The organism is Exiguobacterium sp. HSB13 (genome assembly GCF_056764755.1).
The window spans coordinates 178,092-197,226 of record NZ_JBUZOM010000003.1 but is presented as its reverse complement, the minus strand read 5'-3'; the positions used below and the strand labels follow the sequence as shown (position 1 = coordinate 197,226).

The 19,135-nt window shown below is 48.0% G+C and carries 17 protein-coding genes and 1 riboswitch; of the genes, 9 read left to right on the top strand and 8 right to left on the bottom strand.

The features are described from left to right. Positions 1–7: 7 nt before the first annotated feature. Genes ACZGCQ_RS14555 through ACZGCQ_RS14545 form a run of 3 tightly spaced genes read right to left on the bottom strand, consistent with a single transcriptional unit; the run spans position 8 to position 3,629 of the window. Complete coding sequence (locus ACZGCQ_RS14555; protein ID WP_238238290.1) at positions 8–1,354, bottom strand: GntP family permease; 1,347 nt, start codon at positions 1,352–1,354, stop codon at positions 8–10. 24 nt (positions 1,355–1,378) lie between these two features. Beyond that, positions 1,379–2,920 (bottom strand): gluconokinase, encoded by a 1,542-nt coding sequence (gene gntK, locus ACZGCQ_RS14550; RefSeq protein ID WP_481266696.1) that lies wholly within the window; start codon positions 2,918–2,920, stop codon positions 1,379–1,381. After that, positions 2,913–3,629 (bottom strand): GntR family transcriptional regulator, encoded by a 717-nt coding sequence (locus ACZGCQ_RS14545; RefSeq protein ID WP_432238582.1) that lies wholly within the window; start codon positions 3,627–3,629, stop codon positions 2,913–2,915. The genes gntK and ACZGCQ_RS14545 overlap by 8 nt, the downstream gene beginning before the upstream one ends. Positions 3,630–3,811: 182 nt before the next feature. Between ACZGCQ_RS14545 and ACZGCQ_RS14540 the strand changes: the two genes are divergently transcribed. The 4 genes from ACZGCQ_RS14540 to mmuM all read left to right on the top strand — a co-directional run bounded on the left by ACZGCQ_RS14540 (position 3,812) and on the right by mmuM (position 9,000). Continuing rightward, complete coding sequence (locus ACZGCQ_RS14540) at positions 3,812–4,726, top strand: ketopantoate reductase family protein (RefSeq protein WP_481266695.1); 915 nt, start codon at positions 3,812–3,814, stop codon at positions 4,724–4,726. Between the two features lie 205 nt (positions 4,727–4,931). Beyond that, entirely contained in the window at positions 4,932–6,398 is a 1,467-nt protein-coding gene (locus ACZGCQ_RS14535) for a polysaccharide pyruvyl transferase family protein (RefSeq protein WP_481266694.1), read from the top strand. A gap of 109 nt (positions 6,399–6,507) precedes the next feature. After that, positions 6,508–6,609: riboswitch (SAM riboswitch) on the top strand. 77 nt (positions 6,610–6,686) lie between these two features. Continuing rightward, a complete protein-coding gene (locus tag ACZGCQ_RS14530; protein WP_481266693.1) occupies positions 6,687–8,090 on the top strand; it encodes an amino acid permease in 1,404 nt (467 codons plus the stop codon). Then, positions 8,065–9,000, top strand: coding sequence for a homocysteine S-methyltransferase (mmuM, locus tag ACZGCQ_RS14525; RefSeq protein WP_481266692.1), 936 nt, complete (start codon positions 8,065–8,067; stop codon positions 8,998–9,000). The genes ACZGCQ_RS14530 and mmuM overlap by 26 nt, the downstream gene beginning before the upstream one ends. A gap of 67 nt (positions 9,001–9,067) precedes the next feature. Here mmuM and ACZGCQ_RS14520 read toward each other — a convergent pair whose 3' ends face one another. Next, entirely contained in the window at positions 9,068–9,490 is a 423-nt protein-coding gene (locus ACZGCQ_RS14520; RefSeq protein ID WP_029342988.1) for a MarR family winged helix-turn-helix transcriptional regulator, read from the bottom strand. Positions 9,491–9,672: 182 nt separating this feature from the next. Between ACZGCQ_RS14520 and ACZGCQ_RS14515 the strand changes: the two genes are divergently transcribed. Beyond that, a complete protein-coding gene (locus ACZGCQ_RS14515; RefSeq protein ID WP_481266691.1) occupies positions 9,673–10,128 on the top strand; it encodes a CBS domain-containing protein in 456 nt (151 codons plus the stop codon). Between the two features lie 27 nt (positions 10,129–10,155). Next, positions 10,156–11,394 (top strand): MFS transporter, encoded by a 1,239-nt coding sequence (locus ACZGCQ_RS14510; RefSeq protein WP_050678549.1) that lies wholly within the window; start codon positions 10,156–10,158, stop codon positions 11,392–11,394. Positions 11,395–11,443: 49 nt separating this feature from the next. Here ACZGCQ_RS14510 and ACZGCQ_RS14505 read toward each other — a convergent pair whose 3' ends face one another. Continuing rightward, on the bottom strand, positions 11,444–11,869 hold the full coding sequence (locus ACZGCQ_RS14505; protein WP_481266690.1) for a DUF1801 domain-containing protein: 426 nt from the start codon (positions 11,867–11,869) through the stop codon (positions 11,444–11,446). An 85-nt stretch (positions 11,870–11,954) separates the two neighbouring features. On the opposite strand from ACZGCQ_RS14505, the gene ACZGCQ_RS14500 reads away from it, so the two are divergent. Next, complete coding sequence (locus ACZGCQ_RS14500) at positions 11,955–12,302, top strand: hypothetical protein (RefSeq protein ID WP_481266689.1); 348 nt, start codon at positions 11,955–11,957, stop codon at positions 12,300–12,302. A 66-nt stretch (positions 12,303–12,368) separates the two neighbouring features. Here ACZGCQ_RS14500 and ACZGCQ_RS14495 read toward each other — a convergent pair whose 3' ends face one another. Both ACZGCQ_RS14495 and ACZGCQ_RS14490 read right to left on the bottom strand, forming a co-directional pair. Continuing rightward, positions 12,369–13,541 carry a M20 family metallopeptidase gene (locus ACZGCQ_RS14495; protein WP_481266688.1) on the bottom strand — a complete coding sequence of 391 codons (1,173 nt, stop codon included), beginning with the start codon at positions 13,539–13,541 and terminating at the stop codon, positions 12,369–12,371. 139 nt (positions 13,542–13,680) lie between these two features. Continuing rightward, complete coding sequence (locus tag ACZGCQ_RS14490) at positions 13,681–14,511, bottom strand: SDR family oxidoreductase (protein ID WP_481266687.1); 831 nt, start codon at positions 14,509–14,511, stop codon at positions 13,681–13,683. A 135-nt stretch (positions 14,512–14,646) separates the two neighbouring features. On the opposite strand from ACZGCQ_RS14490, the gene ACZGCQ_RS14485 reads away from it, so the two are divergent. Together ACZGCQ_RS14485 and htpG are read left to right on the top strand one after the other, a co-directional pair. Next, positions 14,647–15,516: a hypothetical protein gene (locus ACZGCQ_RS14485; RefSeq protein ID WP_481266686.1), complete on the top strand. Its 870-nt coding sequence runs from the start codon at positions 14,647–14,649 to the stop codon at positions 15,514–15,516. An 83-nt stretch (positions 15,517–15,599) separates the two neighbouring features. Beyond that, complete coding sequence (gene htpG, locus ACZGCQ_RS14480) at positions 15,600–17,462, top strand: molecular chaperone HtpG (protein ID WP_481266685.1); 1,863 nt, start codon at positions 15,600–15,602, stop codon at positions 17,460–17,462. A gap of 65 nt (positions 17,463–17,527) precedes the next feature. Here the strand turns inward: htpG and ACZGCQ_RS14475 are convergent, their stop codons facing one another. Further along, entirely contained in the window at positions 17,528–19,111 is a 1,584-nt protein-coding gene (locus tag ACZGCQ_RS14475) for a Na+/H+ antiporter NhaC family protein (protein WP_481266684.1), read from the bottom strand. Positions 19,112–19,135: the final 24 nt, after the last annotated feature.

The following is a 19,135-nucleotide window of genomic DNA, read 5'->3' as shown; positions in this document are numbered from 1 at the left end:
CCTTTTCTTAGACGACGAGGCTGAGGAGAAGAACGAACCCAAGTCCACAAACGGAAATGATCGTCTCAAGCACAGTCCATGTCGCAAACGTTTCTTTTAATGATAATCCGAAATACTCTTTAAACATCCAGAAGCCTGCATCATTGACGTGTGAAGCGATCAGACTACCTGCACCAGTCGCGAGAACGACGAGCGCTAAGTTGACGTCGGATTGCTCCAGTAACGGAATGACGAGACCTGCCGTTGATAGGGCAGCGACTGTCGCGGAACCGAGTGAGATCCGGAGAATCGCAGCGATCAACCAAGCGAGTAAAATCGGGGATAACGCCGATCCCTCAAATAATTGGGCAACGTATTTCCCGACACCGCCGTCAATCAAGACTTGCTTGAAGGCACCGCCACCACCGATGATCAACAGCATCATCCCGATTTGAGCGATCGCCGTCGTGCAGGATTCCATGACAGACTGCATCGGAATCTTACGCGCAATCCCCATCGTATAGACCGCGACGAGTAACGAAATCAACATCGCCGTTGAAGCGTTCCCGATAAACTCGATTGCCGAGATGACGCTATTTTCACCCCAACCGAGTGTTTCTTGTAAAAGTGTGAAGATCGTTGCGATCGACATCAAGAGGACCGGTAGCATCGCCGTGAAGACACTGATGCCGAAGCCTGGCGTCTCTTCTAGATCAAATTCTTTTTGTTCCCCGAGTGAAGCGATGTTACCTGTCCGTGTAAATGATTCAGGAACAAGTCGTTTGGCAATTTTCGTAAAGATAGGACCGGCGATGATGACCGTCGGAACAGCAACGATGAAACCATATAGTAAGACTTCCCCGATATTGGCTTTATACTCCCCGGCGATGACGGTCGGACCCGGGTGAGGAGGTAAGAAGCCGTGCGTGACGGACAGCGCTGCGACCATCGGGATCCCGAGATATAGGATCGAGACGCGGAGCTGACGTGAAATCGCAAAGACGATTGGAATCAACAGGACGAGTCCGACTTCGAAGAAGAGGGCGATCCCGATGATGAATGAAGCGACAACGACCGCCCACTGGATGTTCTTTTCCCCGAATCGGGCGACAAGCGTCATGGCGATTCGCTGCGCCCCCCCGGCGTCAGCGATCAGCTTTCCAAGCATGGCACCAAGACCAAAGATCAATGCGAGGTGACCAAGCGTTCCTCCGATACCGGCTTCGATCGTTTTGACGATCTGATCGAGCGGCATGCCGAGTAGTAGTGCAACGCCAAAGGAAACGATGATGAGTGAGACGAACGTATTTAATTTCAACCCCATGATGAGAACGAGCAACGCGACGATCCCAATTCCTACGATGACTAAAGGCATGATGACTTCCCCCAAAAGATTAAGTTAGTTTTCTTCTTGAATCAAGCTCCGTTGATACGTAGCGATTCGTTTGTGATCCTCAGACAATGTCCGAGCTAGACTAATGAAAATCGGTAAAAGCTGACGGTATTCATGCATAGCTTCCTCGTTTGGTACATGGCGATGCGTTTCTCCGATCATCTCAGAGACGACTTCGAACGAATCGACTTCCCCTGTCGCATACAGTCCGAGAATACAAGCACCAAGACATGAACTTTCAAAACTTTCCGGAATGACGACTTCCGACTCAAAGATGTCCGCCATCATTTGGCGCCAGACTTCGGACCGGGCAAACCCACCCGTTGCTTGAATCCGTGTCACGGGACCGTCCATGCACTCGACGAGGGCGAGGAAGACGGTATAGAGATTGTAGATGACGCCTTCTAGTGCCGCCCGGATCATATGCTCTTTTTTGTGCGAGAGCGTCAAACCGAAGAACGAACCGCTGACATCCGGATTCCATAGCGGTGCTCGTTCACCGGACAAGTAAGGGTGGAACAATAGCCCGTCGGATCCCGGACGGACACGTTCGGCAATCTTCGTCAGGACGGCGTACGGATCGATGCCAAGGCGTTTTGCTGTCTCGACTTCTGCTGACGCGAGTTCGTCTCGGATCCACCGTAAGACCATTCCGCCATTATTGACCGGCCCACCGATGACCCAGTGGTCCTCGGTCAGCGCGTAACAGAACGTTCGTCCCTTTTCATCGGTCTGCGGACGATCAATGATTGTTCGGATGGCACCACTCGTTCCGATCGTGATCGCAATTTCCCCTTTGCGAATCGCGTTAACACCTAAGTTAGAAAGGACACCGTCACTAGCGCCGACTAAGAACGGCGTATCAACGGATAGTCCCATTTGTCGGGCGTAATCAGCATTCAATCCGGTACATGACGTCGTCGTCGGTACGGGTTCCGATAAGTAGCTTGCATCGATGCCTGCGACATGTAACGCGCCTGTATCCCAGCCTAATTCATGAATGTTGAAGAGACCGGTCGCTGAAGCGAGAGAGTGGTCGATGACATATCTGCCGAACAATCTTTGGAACACGAATTCCTTGATCCCGACATATTTTTTCGTTTGAGCGTGGAGCTCCGGACGATCTTCGACGAGCCAACTGATTTTGCTGAGCGGTGACATCGGATGGATTGGTGTTCCGGTCCGGTGATAGATCGATAAACCATATTGTTCTTTAATCTTGTTCGACCATGCTTCACTCCGGCTGTCCGCCCACGTGATGCAGGCAGTCAATGGTTGATGTTGTGCATCCATTGCGATCAAACTGTGCATGGCACTGCTGAACGCAACGAACTTCGGTGGCATGCTCGGATGACGTTTCGTGATTAAGCGAATGGATTCGAGAACCGCATCGAAAATTTCTTCCGGATTCTGCTCCGCCGTCGAGCGGTTTGGTGTATGGAGTGGGTAACCGACGTTCGTTTGTCCGACAACCTCTCCTTTTGTCGTAAATAAGACCGCTTTCGTACTCGTCGTTCCGATATCGACGCCTAACATGTATTCAGTCATGTGAATCGACTCCTTTCGACATCATTTGTTGCGTTTTCCAGAGATCTTCGACTTCCTGGACGTCATCAAAGTTCTGATGCAAGGAAGCAACCATCCGTTCACGATCCCCTGTCTCGATCGCTTCGATGTACAAGGCGTGGTTCGCGAGGATGCGTTCGAAGTCTTCGATGTCTTCCTCGAATCGTACCCGCATCGATAGGAGGATGAAACTTTCCATGACCGGTTTGAGATTTTGCCAAATCATGCTGACATATCCATGATCAATCGAGCGGATGATCGTTTCATGAAACAGTACATCCTGGAAGGAGAATTCATCAGCATCCTTATATTTGATGGCAACCTTCATCATCTCGAGAATTTTACTGAGTTCCCGGACGAGTTCAGACCGTTCGATCTTAACGAGTCGTTCGAAGACGAACGTTTCGATGAGTAGCCGGACATCATAGATTTCCTGAATGTCGCGCTCGGACAAACCGACGACGACCGCTCCCATTCGCTCGAGACGAATCAATTGTTCGGATGCAAGGACCTTTAACGCATCACGGACGGGCGAGCGACTGACTGAAAAATCAGAGGCTAATTTGTTCTCAGATAAGATGGTACCGCTTTCAATCTTTCCTGAAATGATGCGCATCCGTAGCTCGTGTGCGACACGATCTCCGGCGGAAGCTTTCGATAACCACTTCAAGGGGTATAACAGTTCTGACATAGAATCACCTGATTTCTAAAGTGAGTATACTTGTATACAAGTTAGTATATACGTTTTTTTCTAAAATGCAAACGCTTAACTTAAAACAAATCGATCCACGCAGAAATCAGGAAAACGGTTCCAAATATGTTAGGGTAAAGGAGTAAGCAACGTACAGAACGGGTAAGGAGGAGATAGTACATATGAACATGTTAGTTGTAGGTGCAGGGGCAGTTGGAGGCTATTTCGGAGGTCGTCTTGCTGAGCAAGGAGAACAGGTGACCTTCCTCGTCCGTCCGAAGCGATATGAACAACTACAAAAAACAGGACTTCACATCACTAGTCCTCACGGTGATATTAAGCTCATGCCTCAGTTGATAACACGAGACATGCGACCAAATCAGACATTTGATGTCGTCTTGCTTTCGACGAAAGCTTATCACTTAGAGGATGTTTTAGAGGATCTTGCGCCATTCGTTTCGAACGAGACGTACATCATTCCTTTGTTGAATGGCATGCAACACATACGACAGTTAACAGAAGTCTTTGGAGATGATCGAGTACTAGGAGGTCTTTGCTTCATTGAGTCGACGCTTGATGCAGAAGGGCGCATTTTACAGACAAGCCCATCCCATCGGCTGTTGTTTGGTTCACGAACCGGTAAACCAACAGCGCGTCTAGAGGAAATCGCAGCGTGTTTTGCGAAAGCGAAGGCACCAATGACGTACTCGATGCATATCATGGATGACATGTGGCAAAAGTATCTCTTCATTTCGACATTCGCGGGCGTGACGACGCTATTTCGCTCAGCAATCGGTCCGATTCGGGAAGAAGCTGTCGGGCGTCAAATGATCCTAGACGTCATGGCGGAAGCGAAACAGGCGATGGAAGAACAAGGCGCAGTCTTTAATGACGATGTAGAAGCGGTGCTGTTGAAACAGATGCATGGAATGGAAGACACGATGAAATCGTCGATGTTACGGGACATGGAAAAGGGTCAGCCAGTCGAAGTGGAACATTTTTTCAGTGTGTTATTGAAGCCTTCTACGACTGATCAGATGAATGCCTTGAAATTAGTCGAAGCGAATCTGCGCATGTATCTCAAAACGATTAAATAGTTACATTTTTCTATTTTAGAAAAATTATGGAGTAATGCAAATGTTTCGTTTTGATGACGAAAGACCTGTTTCCCTTAGGAATCGTTGACTTCCGAAATAAAATTCATCTATTCTTAATGAGATTGAAAAAAACTGATAATATATTTTTCCGTATTTTTTTCTTGCGAGGACGAATAAAGCAGACGAGAGGGGAAGTTTATCCATTATGAAACGTATTATTATTCGTGCAGGTATGACACCATTCGAACAGTTCGATGCTCCTTATTTGATGAAACATAATTCCATTGGAGGAAACGTTGGAAATCTTATCTATCAATACAGTATCTTTCGGACGTTAATGACAGAAGGTACGACGATTACACCTGACTATTACTATTACGACGAAGAACGGGCAGACGAAATCAATGCCAACTTTGATCTTTATGTCATTCCGTTAGCGGACGCATTCCGAAAAGAATTCGTACCGACGTTACGGAAATATACACGTCTCATCAAAAAATTAAAGATTCCAGTCGTCGTCATCGGTGTAGGATTACGTGCACCGTTTGAACCAGACTTAGATGGTGGATTCCCATTCGATGAAGATGTTAAAGCATTCGTCAGTGCCGTTCTCGAGCGCTCAAGCATGCTTGGTCTTCGCGGAGAGATCACATCGAAATACTTAACACGTCTTGGTTTCCGCGAAGGGATCGATCATCGTGTCATTGGATGTCCTTCGATGTACGCGTTTGGTCGCGACTTGCACATCCGTGAAACGAACATTACACCTGAGTCGATGATTACGGTCAACTCGTCACGTTTGGCTCCACAAAACGTTCTTGATTTCATTACACGCGGAATGGAAGAATACCCGAATCATTACTTCATTCCCCAATGGATGAAGGAACTGAAGTTGACGTACACAGGAACGCACCCGATCGCAGATCTTTCAGTGACGAACTATCCGGTGAAGATGTCGGATCCTACTTACATGAATGATCGGGTCCGTTTCTTCTTGAACGCACAGACATGGTTCGATTTCATCGGACAAGCAGACCTTAGTTTTGGTGCGCGCTTGCACGGAAACATCACGGCGACGCTTGCGGGTACGCCGAGCATCCTCATTCCAAAAGATGCACGGATGCGCGAATTGACGGATTACCATCAGTTGACGCATATTTGGGCGAACGATATCAAAGCAGATACACAATTATCTGACGTCGTAGCCAATGCTGACTTCCAAAGCCCAGTACGTGTTCAAGCGCGTAACTTCGACAATTTCGTCGACTTCTTGAACGTCAACGATCTTGAGCATATCTATCAAGAGACGAACTATCCTGAAAATGTACCGTTTGACCGTCAAATGGCGCAAACCGAGTTGCTCCCACCGGTTCAACCGATTTCTGGCGTAAGTCTTGAAGAAGCAGTCGCCCGTTTCGAACGGTTCTTCCCGGAACAAGAGAAGAAGATTGCGGATGCGCAAAAACAAACAAAAGCACAATTAGCTGAAAAAGATAAAAAAATCAAAGCATTGCAGAAACAAACAGGAACGGCTCAAAAGGATCAAGAGATTGCGGCGCTCAAAGCGCAACTGGCTGCCCAAACGAAGAAAATGAAACATCAGCAAGGGACATTGAACCGGAAAGCGGTTCGTGCAGCCTTGAAAACAGCGGATTTATTCGCTAAAAAATAAGACCTCCAAACATTCCGGATCAATACGATGCGGAATGTTTTTTGGATAGTAGTATTCTGAATTGTGTTGACAATTCGAAAAAGACTTGATAGGGTTAGGAACAATTACATACTTATCCAGAGAGGTGGAGGGACTGGCCCTATGAAACCTCAGCAACAGGTCGAAAGATACTGTGCTAATTCCTGCGGGTGCTGCACCCGATCGATAAGATTTCCGAATTGTCGACCGACGCATCCGTGAGGATGCGTTTTTTATTTGAAATAGGTGGAATGAGGAGGAAACGAATTCATGAAAACGAGTGGGGCTTTTCGACGCAAGATGGAATCACGTCATCTGATTATGCTGTCGTTAGGTGGTGTCATTGGAACAGGATTGTTTTTAAGTACAGGTTATACGTTAGAACAAGCAGGACGGGTCGGGACGATTTTGTCGTATTTGATTGGGGCAGTCGTCGTCTACTTAGTTATGTTAAGTCTCGGTGAACTCGCCGTACACATGCCGGAAACCGGTTCATTTCATAAATACGCAACGAAGTACATCGGACCCGGCACCGGTTATACGGTGGCCTGGCTCTACTGGCTGACGTGGACGGTCGCCCTTGGTTCAGAATTCACGGCAGCAGGCATTTTAATGCAACGTTGGTTCCCGTCGATTCCGGTTTGGATGTTCAGCGCCTTATTCGCTGCGATGATTCTTGGTATCAACGTCTTGAAGGTTCGCGTGTTCGCTGAAGTCGAGTTTTGGTTTTCAGCGATTAAGGTCGTGACGATCATTGCTTTCATTTTACTTGGTGCGGGAGCCATCGTCGGCTTCATTCCACTGCAAGATGGTAGCCCAGCCCCATTCTTTTCTTCGTTAACCGAAGGCGGGCTGTTCCCAAATGGCGCTTTCGTCATCTTCATGACGATGCTTGCCGTGAACTTTGCTTACTCGGGAACGGAACTGATCGGTGTAGCAGCAGGTGAAGCAGTCGATCCGAAACGGACGATTCCGCTTGCGATCCGGACGACGATTTTACGACTGGTTCTCTTTTTCGTCGGTACGATCATCGTGTTAGCCGTCTTATTGCCAACGGAAGGGAAAGGCGTACTCGAAAGTCCGTTCGTCGCCGTGTTTGAACGGATCGGTATTCCCTATGCAGCAGACGTGATGAACTTCGTCATTTTGACAGCGATCTTGTCGGCAGCGAACTCTGGACTTTACGCCGCCTCTCGGATGCTCTGGTCGCTTGCGAACGAACGCATGATTCCACGCTTCTTCGCCCAGGTGACGCCAAGTGGGGTGCCACTTCGAGCTGTATTGTTCAGCATGCTTGGCGGAGGACTTGCCTTGCTGTCTAGCATCTATGCAGCAGGAAGTGTCTATATCGCGCTCGTCTCGATTTCCGGTCTCGCTGTCGTCGTCGTTTGGATGAGTATCAGTGTTGCTCAGTATCGTTTCCGGAAACAATTCCTCCGTGAAGGGCATACGGTCGACGAATTGGTCTATCGCACACCACTCTTCCCATTCGTACCGATCGCCGCTTTCGTCGTTTGTTTGATTTCTCTGATTGGTATCGGATTTGATCCGACACAACGAATCGCCTTGTACTGTGGTATTCCATTCATCGTGATCTGTTATATCGTTCATGCGTTCACGAATTCTTCTCAGAAACGGAGTGTTGAAGATGTCCCGAATCAAAAATCCAGTTGATCAACGATTACAGGAAGTTCCCTTTCTTATTTTAGATGGTGCCCTTGCAACCGAACTTGAACAGAAGGGATTCGACCTGAACGACCCGCTTTGGTCAGCACGTCTCTTGATCGAAGCACCGGAACAGATCGAACACGTCCATCACGATTACTTTGAAGTAGGTGCCGATGTCGCGATCACTTCAAGCTATCAAGCAAGTATCGAAGGATTCAAGCAACGTCATATCACGACAAAGGAAGCACAGGCGCTGATTCGACAAACAGTCACCTTGGCGCAAAACGCACGCACGCGTAGCGGGAAAAGTAACGCATTGATCGCGGGATCAGTGGGTCCTTATGGTGCCTACTTAGCAGATGGTTCTGAGTATCGCGGTCATTATGGGGTGTCAGTGGATGTGCTAGAAGCCTTCCACAGACCACGGATCGAAGCGTTGATTGAAGCGGGAGCGGATCTGCTGGCATTCGAGACGATTCCGTCGCTCGAGGAAGCGGTCGTGTTGTTCCGGATTCTCGAAACGTATCCGGAAGTGTCCGCTTGGCTGACGTTTTCGCTTCAAGATGCGACGCACATTAGTGAAGGAACGGCACTTGCGACGTGCATCGAGACAATTGGACAACATCCACAGCTCGCAGCAATCGGTGCAAATTGCTTTCCGGCATCTTACGCGACTGACTTTATCCGTCACGTCAAGGCGTTGACAGACGTGCCAATCATCGTCTATCCGAACTCTGGTGAGGTCTATGATCCGGTCGCAAAAACATGGTCGGGTACGAATCAGTGTACGTCGTTCCAAACCGTCGCGAAGACATGGTATGAGGCAGGGGCACGATTGATCGGTGGTTGTTGCCGAACGTCACCTGAACACATCGCACAAATTCGTTCGGTTTGTCAGGTTACTCATACATCATGAATAATGACGAAAAAACGGACGCGAAATCGATTGATTTCGCATCCGTTTTTTTAATGGTGTGATTCCGTTATCGTTCGCGCAAGGCACGATTAAATTGTTGGAGCAGGCGTCCAAAATCTTCGGCATCATCCGATGGCCAGTCCGTCAGGAGACGTTCGATGCTCGCGAGGCGCGCTGTCCGGTAAATCGTGAGCTCTTCTTGTCCTTTATCTGTGATGTGATAGAAGAAGGCACGTCCATCTGTCGGATCTTTTACTTTTTCAACGAGTTGCTTCTGATCGAGTGCCGCAGCTTGGCGACTGACGGTCGAGACATCAAGCTGAAGTTCACGGGCAAGTGTTTTAACACCGACCTTGCCGGAATCCGCTAATTGTCGCAGTAACAGGTAGGAAGCACGATCCAAATTACGATTGTCTGCCGTCGCTGTCGTCAAGCGCCGGATCAGGATCGCTAACTCCAATTCAATGGTTTCAAGTGCTTGTTGAGACATCGGGTATCTCCCCTTTCAAAAAAGTCTCTCTGTCCCTCATGATTACCCAATGTGGATAAGCTGTCAATGTGAAAAGCAGGAGGCTTGACAGAGTTGTAGTTGTATTATACAATCATTTTTGTTCTTTTAATTGTATCATACAACTTTTTCATATGAGAAACGAACGACAAAGGAGAATTCAGATGAAAGCTTATGAGTCGATGAAACAAGAGGTCATCACGGTAAACGATACAGATCTGATTCGGACGGTCATCGAACGATTCATTCAGTCTGGTATTAGCGGCGTTCCTGTCATCAATGCTGAGCAGGAGGTCGTCGGGTATATCAGTGATGGAGATATCATGCGCGCGATAGGAAAACACAAGGACATCATCGTCGATACATTCTTATATGTAGATGTCATTAAAGGAGACGAAGAAGATTATGAAGATCGGATTCGTCATATCTTGAATCGACCTGTCATGGAACTGGCACGCCGGAAAGTCGTAACTGCGGACGCTGACACAGAAATGGAAGAGATTGCAGCAACGCTCGGCGCAAAACGGATTAAAAAGCTTCCAATCCTTCAAGCAGGACGTCTTGTTGGGATCATTAGTCGAGGCGACGTCATTCGCCATTCGTTTAAACAGTTCATGTAACACATTCATATAGAAAGAAGGGACACTATGGCACTTGCTGAAAAAACAACGACGCTTGAGCCGGAAACGGTATTAGCAGAAAGCAAACATGGATTATTCCATCAACCGGTTGCTGTCTGGGCAGTCTTTTTCGCCAGTATTACAGCATTCATGGGAATGGGGCTCGTCAATCCCGTCTTACCGACGATTGCCGAGAATTTAGAAGCGTCAAAAAGTGAAGTAACGCTCTTATTTACAAGTTATAACGCCGTCATGGCATTCGCGATGTTGATTACAGGCGCGATCTCATCACGGATTGGTCAAAAAGGAACATTGATGCTCGGGATTGCCGTCATCGCAATCGTTGCTGGTTTTGCTTCGCAAGCAGACAGCATTTGGACGCTCGTCGCGTTACGTGGTGGTTGGGGACTAGGAAACGCCTTGTTCGTCGCAACAGCACTCGCTGCGATCGTTTCGCTGTCATCAGGCGGAACCGCAAAAGCCATCATTTTGTATGAAGCAGCCGTTGGTCTTGGGATTTCGATTGGACCACTATTAGGCGGAACGCTCGGTTCGATCACGTGGCGCGCCCCATTCATGGGTGTTGCGACAATCATGGTCATCGCGTTCCTCGTCTTGCTCTTCTTGATGCCAAAACCAGCAGCATCTGCTGCACCGAAACAGAAGTTATCATTAAAAGCACCGTTCCAAGCGATGAAGCATCGTTCGCTATTGACACTCGGAATCGTTGCGGCACTTTATAACGTTGGGTTCTTTACAATCATGGCCTATGCACCATTCGTCATGAAACTACCAGCGCAAGGACTTGGCTTCGTCTTCCTCGGTTGGGGAATGTTGCTTGCGATCACATCGGTCTTGACGGCTCCGAAACTAAAACAATGGTTCGGAACAATCAAAGCGATGGTCATGATGTTGATCACATTCGCAATCTTGCTTCTTTTAATGGGGATCTTCACGGAAACGCCAGCTGTCGTCATCGTCTGTGTCATCTTAGCGGGAGCCGTGCTTGGGAATAACAACACGCTCATCACGACAGCTGTCATGGACGCAGCACCTGTCGAACGTTCGACAGCATCTGCGGCATACAGTTTCCTACGTTTTCTCGGGGCAGCCATCGCGCCATTCATGGCCGGTAAATTGGCTGAAATCTTCAACGCAAACCTACCGTTTTATGTCGGAAGTGGCTTTGTCCTCTTATCCGTCATCATCATCGGGGTCAATCTCAAACACATTCGCCATATCGACCGAACAGAAGGCGGACATTAATTTCAAAAAACAGCCGAAGCGAATCTGCTTCGGCTGTTTTTGATTGAAATCAAGAAGGGTACCTGTCTCTTAACGTGCGGATCGAGTGCTCGATCATTTCCCGAAGTACGTCTAAATCGATGTCAGTCAGTCGTTTTACGTAGAGGCAGGATTTACCGCGTCGATACGTACCGAGACGGGCAAGTAGTCGTTCTGAGACTTCGTCTTCACCAAGCGCGAGATAAAGGACGAGATTCGTCTTGCGCGGAGAAAAGCCAACATAAAAGCTGTCGCCCTCGCGACCAGAGGCATAGCGATAATGGTAGGAACCAAAACCAATCAAGGATGAACCCCAAAGGACGGCTTCGTATTTCGTGACATCTTCGAAGAACTGACGTAATGTGATACCATCTGCTTGACGTAGTGGCGGTTCGACTTGTGCCAGAAAGACATCAACGGACTGTTCGGTAGGACCTGTCTTTGGCGTATCAGGCATAAGCAGACTCCTTTCGAATGAAAAAGATATTGATTACTTTCGAGAAGTGCTAGTAAATATCCTGTGGCTCAGAGGTGGAAATCGAATGAAGCATCGCATCGTGTTTCGAGGTGAAGAAGGTAGTGTATCATGGTACATCTTACATGTCTATCCAACGCAAGAAGAACTAACGATTCAGATGAAGGGACAAGATAGTGAACACAACATTTCAGTTTCATTTGACAAATATGATCTGTTCATCCGTGATTTTGCTCGCGTCCATGAGTCGTTACACGGTGAAGTCGTATTCGAGCAGGGCGTGATTCGTCTCCGTTTACGATATGACCGGCTTGGTCGTGTTTTCATCAGTTGGTCTGACGGACAAACAAGTCAAGAGTTTCGTAGTGATCAAAGTTATTTAAGTGAGGCGTTGGCCCAACTTGGTGTGTACTAAACTAAACACAGTAAAAGTAAAAGGAACGACTTTAGGTATTGCACCCGAAAGTCGTCCCTTTTTTATTTAAAGCGATGGAAGTGATTGATGTAATGGTGTGTTGATCAAGTTGAAGCAAAACGAAATCGTTTGTTCATACTCGGACAACGGAATCGACTCATCGACTTGATGTGCGAGACGGAAATCATGGAAAGAAGCAATCGCAATCGGAAATGCTTTTTTCGCTTGGCTGAACATCGCACCATCCGTTCCACCTGGGATGGCGATTTTTCGTGGTGTCACGCCGCTGACCTGTTCCATCGTATCTGCGACCTGTTGTAAGAAAGGTGCTTGTTCATCGGTTTCACAAGAAGGAATATCCTTAATGACGGTCACGCTCATGTCAAAGTCGGGATCTTCTGCAACAAGTCGACGCTCAATATCCGTAAAGGCAGCAAGTACGTCCGCTCGACCGAATCCAGGAATCGTCCGGATATCCATATAAAACGAAGCCTGACTCGGAACGACGTTTGGTCCCTCGCCTCCTGAAATCGATGTGATTGACGCCACGACCGGGCCGAGTGCCGGGTGATGATTCGTCGTGATCGAGAAACGTTCTGACTTCACTTCTTGGATGACGCGATACACGTCATCAATCGCATTACGTCCGAGTTGCGGGGCAGAGCTGTGTGCACTTTTCCCGCGACATGTCACTTCGATCCCGACAACCCCTTTTTGTGCATAACCGATCATCCCACTCGTCGGTTCTGTGATCAGTAGAGCATCTAAATCATCCGCATGCCCTTGTTCCGTCAAATGCCGAGCTCCTGTCATGCCATTTTCTTCATCGGATGTAATCAGAAGTTTGACGGTGTTCGGACGGTTTTGACGTTCCTTGTATTGAATGAGCGCTTGCACCATCGCCATGACCCCTGATTTCATATCTGAAGCCCCACGACCATAGATGCGGCCGTCTTCGATTTCACCACCGTATGGATCTTTCGTCCAGCCGTTCCCTTGCACAGGAACCGTATCGAGATGACCAGATAGACCGAGGACAGCAGGACGTGAAACCTCCTCGCTCGCAGGAACAGACGCAACAAGACAGATTCGTTTTGGTGAGACTTCGATCCATTCTGTCGAGATGTGATGATCAATTAGTACATCGTACACATAACGTGCGACGGCTTCCTCTCCGTCCGTCGGATTAACGCTTGGAATTTGAAGACATCGTTGTAAGTAAGTAATTGCTGTTTGCATAAGTATTTCCCCCTTTACCTATCCTGTACCCTGATAAAAATACTTCAGGGAGGTAAACGAATTCGGAAAATAATTTACGGGGCTGAACGTCTTGAGATAAAAGAAAACGGTGCAACCAGAGGGTTACACCGTACCTTGCTCATTCACTTTTTTCTGCTTCGTCTTTCCATTTCGAATCGATTAACATCTCTCCCGGCCATGTATAAGCCATGATACCGCCGTCTGCTGTGATGTCCTCACCTGTGACATATGAGCTGTCGTCAGAAGCAAGGAAGAGGGCGACCGTTGCCATCTCGCGTGGTTTACCGAGTCGTCCGAGTGGTGTGATCCAAGCGTTCGCATCGCGGAACTGTTTACCTTGCTCTTTTTCTTTTTCACCAACAAGTGTATCGATGAGTGGTGTTTCGATTGTTCCTGGCGACAACGAATTGACACGAATGCCATGACGCGCATAATCGATTGCCATCGCGCGTGTGAAGTTCGCAATCCCGCCTTTCGCTGCGTTATAACCGGACCGGTTCAAGTCAGCTGCACGACCAGACATCGATGACGTATTGATGATTGAACCACCGTTATCAAGCATGAGTGGAATCAAGAATTTACTGACGAGGAATGTACCGCGCAAGTCGACCGCGATGATCCGATCGAAGAGATCGATGGGATACTCATGGACTTTCCCGCCTTGTTCATCGATTCCGGCATTATTGAAGAGGACGTCGACCGTACCGTATGTCTCTTTGATGTGCTTCGCAAGTTGCTCGACACTCTCGACGTCTGAGACGTCGACATGGACGGCTTCCGCTTTTCCACCGTGTTGTGTAATCTGTTCTACTGTTTGTTGTGCTTTCTCAAGTGAGACATCGGCACAGACGACCGTTGCTCCCTGTTCTGCGAAGACAAGCGCGGTCGCTTGTCCAATCCCTGTTGCCGAGCCGGTAATGACAGCTACTTTTTGATCGAGTCTACCCATTGCTAAATCCCTCCTAAGTCGTATCGTTCACCTTATGAAACATTCCCGGAGAAATGGAGATTAAACCCATCGATGCGTCTAGTGTTAGTGGATAGGGGGTACATCTACAACAGCACAATCGCTGTAAAAAGGGAGATGAGAACGCTGACATCCGATCAATGGCAACTTGCCAAAAAATTATTACAAGAAGCCGTCCAGTACCAAATGACACTCGAGAAGAGTGCATTCGCAAGTGAATTGATCGATCAAACGACACCTGTCCTCTGGTTTGGTGATGCGACGCGTAGCAGTTGGGTGACAATCGCGACGAACCCATCCCGATCGCAATTTTTAGACCGAACAGGTGCATTACGATTTGACGAGACCGGTCCGCTCTTCATTCGTCCGAAATCGATGGCATGGGAGGCTTATCTACAGGAGGAAACGCTGACAGATTCGATTCGGCGATTTAACGATTATTTCAAACAACCGAACATTTACCGGACTTGGTTCGGTCGACCAGGTGGCGGTAAGCTCGAAGGATTCTTGAACGGACTCGGTGCGTCATTTTACGAGAAGACGCTTAATCCGGTCATTCACCTGGACTTTTTCCCGTTTCCGACACACCATTACATGGGAGCAATTAAAGAACGTGGAGTGTTGGAAGATAGTCCGTTCGGTCAAACATTTTTGTTACGCCTGCTCGAACTGTTTTCGATAAAAGGAATCATCCTACTCGGGAAGGAACATACGGAACGATTTGCGAAGCTAGAACCAGACATCGGTTGGACGATCTATCAACCGACGGATTATCCAGACGCGATTTTTCAAGTCAGCTTCTCATCACGATTTCAGGTACCCGTTGTCGGGCTCCACTTCAAACCAAGTGAGCAGTTTATCGGTCTCGGTAATCGAAAGGATGAGAACGGCGTCAGTCATGGCACCTATGGGTCAGCAGAGCACTTACGTCAAATTGGAAAGATTGTCTTTGAAAAAGTCGCGACATACAGTGAAAAAGGAGATTGACAGATATTTCGAACTCCCTAATAATAGGAGGTGAATTAGCACTCTATATGATCGAGTGCTAAAAAAAGGGAGGCAGAATGAGCATGGAAACGAAACAATTTAAGGCGGAATCAAAACGATTGCTGGAGATGATGATTCATTCCATCTATACGCATAAGGAGATTTTCCTGCGCGAATTGATCTCAAATGCAAGTGACGCCATGGATAAGATGTACTATAAAGCATTGACGGACGAGACGATTTCGTTCGAGAAGGAACACTACAAAATTACGATTGAACCAAATAAAGAAGCGCGACAGCTCATCATTCGGGATACGGGAATCGGAATGACGAAGGACGAACTAGAAGAGAATCTCGGTACGATCGCGAAGAGTGGATCGCTTGCCTTCAAGGCAGAGAACGAGGCACAAGATGGTCATGATATCATTGGTCAATTCGGTGTCGGATTCTATTCTGCATTCATGGTCGCAGACGTCGTCACCGTCGTTACGAAACCATTCGGCAGTGCAGTCGCTTATAAATGGGAGTCTCGTGGTGTCGAAGGCTATACGATCGAGGAAGTCGACAAAGAAACCGTCGGAACGGAGATTACGCTCCATATCAAGGCGAACGAGGAAGAGGAATCGTATGACGAATACCTCGAGACGTATCGTTTGCGCAGTATCATCAAAAAATACTCAGATTTCATCCGTTATCCGATCGAGATGAAGGAACTCGAGCGTCAGCCAATCGAAGGCAGTGATGAGACGGAAGAGATCGAAGTCGTCAAGACGATCAACAGTATGGTGCCAATCTGGCGGAAGAACAAACGGGAATTGACAGACGAGGACTATACGAACTTCTACCAAGAGAAGCGGTATGGTTTTGACACACCGGCAAAACATATTCATATCAGTGTCGATGGTGCCGTTCGTTATCAATCAATCTTATTCATTCCAGAGCAGGCACCGTACGATTATTATTCGAAGGAATTTGAAAAAGGTCTCGAGCTTTACGCGAATGGTGTCTTGATCATGGAAAAATGCAGTGACTTGTTGCCGGATCATTTCAGTTTCGTCAAAGGAATGGTCGACTCGGAGGACTTATCGCTCAACATCTCGCGTGAACTTCTACAACACGATCGTCAATTGAAGCTGATCGCGAAAAACATCCAAAGTAAGATCAAGACACAACTTGAAGCCCTCTTGCGTGAAGATCGCGCGAAGTACGAAACGTTCTATCAAGCGTTCGGACGTCAGCTGAAGTTCGGTATGTACAATGATTACGGCATGCACAAGGAACAGGTGCAGGACCTTATCCTCTTCTACTCGGCGAAGGAGAAGAAGTTGATTACACTCGCGGAATACGTCGCAGCAATGCCGGAAGATCAAGCGCATATCTACTACGCCGCTGGTGAGAGTACGAATCGTTTAGATAAATTACCACAATCCGAGCTCGTCCGTGATAAAGGATACGACATCTTGTACTTCACGGAAGAAATCGATGAGTTCGCGATTCAGATGCTCGTGACGTACAACGAGAAGACGTTCAAGTCGGTCACGAGCAGCGATTTAGGGATTGAAGCAGAAGAAGCGGAGACGACGGACGCACAAGCAGAGATGTTCCAAGCGATGCAGGAAGTGCTAAGTGGACAAGTCAAGGAAGTTAAGGCATCGACGCGGCTCAAATCGCATCCCGTCTGTTTTGCGACGGATGGCGCCGTCTCGATCGAGATGGAGAAAATCCTGAAGGCGATGCCGAATAACGAAGGGGTAGAAGCGGTCAAGATTCTTGAATTGAATCCGTCACACGCGGTATTCGACTCTCTTGAAACGGCGTATCAAAACGATCGTTCGAAATTCGAGCGCTATACCAAACTGATGTATCAACAAGCATTGCTTGTCGAAGGGCTTCCACTCGAGGATCCAGTAGCGTTTGCGAATGATGTGTGTTTACTGATGGTGTGAAACGAATAGATATAAAAAAGGCATTGGATGCGCGCATCCAATGCCTTTTTTCGTAAAATGCTACATTAATCGGTCTGTAAATCCGAAGCGGTTTCGCCTTTTTTCGAGAGAACGTTCAAGACGACGACGAAGAGTACGAATGTGACAAGAGCTCCGATGAAACCGAAGACCGAAGACTCCGTGAAACCGATGACTAAATAACCGACTGCCGCAGTGACGGCACCGACTAGCGCATATGGTAATTGTGTCGTAACGTGATCGATATGATGGGATCCAGCCCCTGTCGAACTGAGGATCGTCGTATCGGAAATCGGTGAACAATGGTCACCGAAGACAGATCCAGCAAGAACAGAAGCAAGCGTCGGTAACAAGAGTGAGGCATCGACAGCCATGACGAGATCCGCACCGATTGGCAACATGATCCCGAATGTGCCCCAACTTGTTCCTGTCGAGAATGCCATCAAGCCGGCAATCAAGAATAACAAGAACGGCAAGTACGAAGCAGAAATCGAGTTGCTGACGAAGCTTGCAAGATAGTCACCGGTTTTCATGTCACCGATGACAGCAATGATCGTCCAAGCGAATAACAGAATCACGACTGCTGGCCACATCGAACGCATACCAGCAACGATGCTTGCCCGGTAATCGCGACCCGGAATTTTCCGTCCGATCAGCATCAGGAAAGCAACGATTAAACTAATGACGACACCAGCGACAAGTGAGCGTGTGACGTCTGTCGATTCAAATGCTCCAATTAAAGTAAACGGGCGGTTGTCGGCTGCAAGTGCCTGGGCACCTGTTCCGAGTAATGCACTGATCGTAGCAATGACGAGCACGACGATCGGAACGACGAGATCCCGGACTTTTCCGTTCGTATGTTCGTTGACCTCTTTTGCCATCCCCATCGGTGTTCCTTTCGAGGCATCGAAGAGTTCACCTTTCGCGGCACGCATTTCGTGTTGCTTCATCGGTCCGACAGAGATGCCAGAGTAAGCAATGTAAAGTGTTAACAGAAGAGCGAAGATCGCATAGAAGTTCATTGGAACGATCATCATGAAGGCACTAAACGCTGAATAATCCGTAATCGAGTGGGTCGTTAAGATACCAGCAATGATGGAGATGATGAATGCGCCCCAACTCGAAAGCGGACTGATGACACAAACAGGCGCAGCTGTTGAGTCGATCAGATAGGCAAGTTTCGCTCGTGAGACACCGCGACGATCCGTTAACGGACGACTAACGTTTCCGACAGCAAGACTATTGAAGTAATCATCGATGAAAATCAAGATACCGAGTCCGAAGGCGACTAAGCGTGCACCACGCGCCGTTTTGACGTGCGTAGAAGCCCATTCACCGAAGGCACGAGCGCCACCTGATGTCTGAATGAGCGTGGAAAGGACGCCGAGCAATAACAAGAAGACAAGTAATAAGACGTTCCACTCGTTCAAGGCACCGTCCGCCCAAAACAGGCTGAAGATGTTCTTGCCGAGATAGGTTACCGTATCGATCGGATTAAAACGGTGGAGTAACAGGGCACCGACGAGAATGCCGACACCTAACGAAAGAACGACCTTTCGTGTAAAGATGGCTAATAAGATAGCTAGTAAAGCAGGTACAAGGGCAATGATGGAATCTGAATAGTTGACCATGAAAAATATCCTCCTCTTTAATAA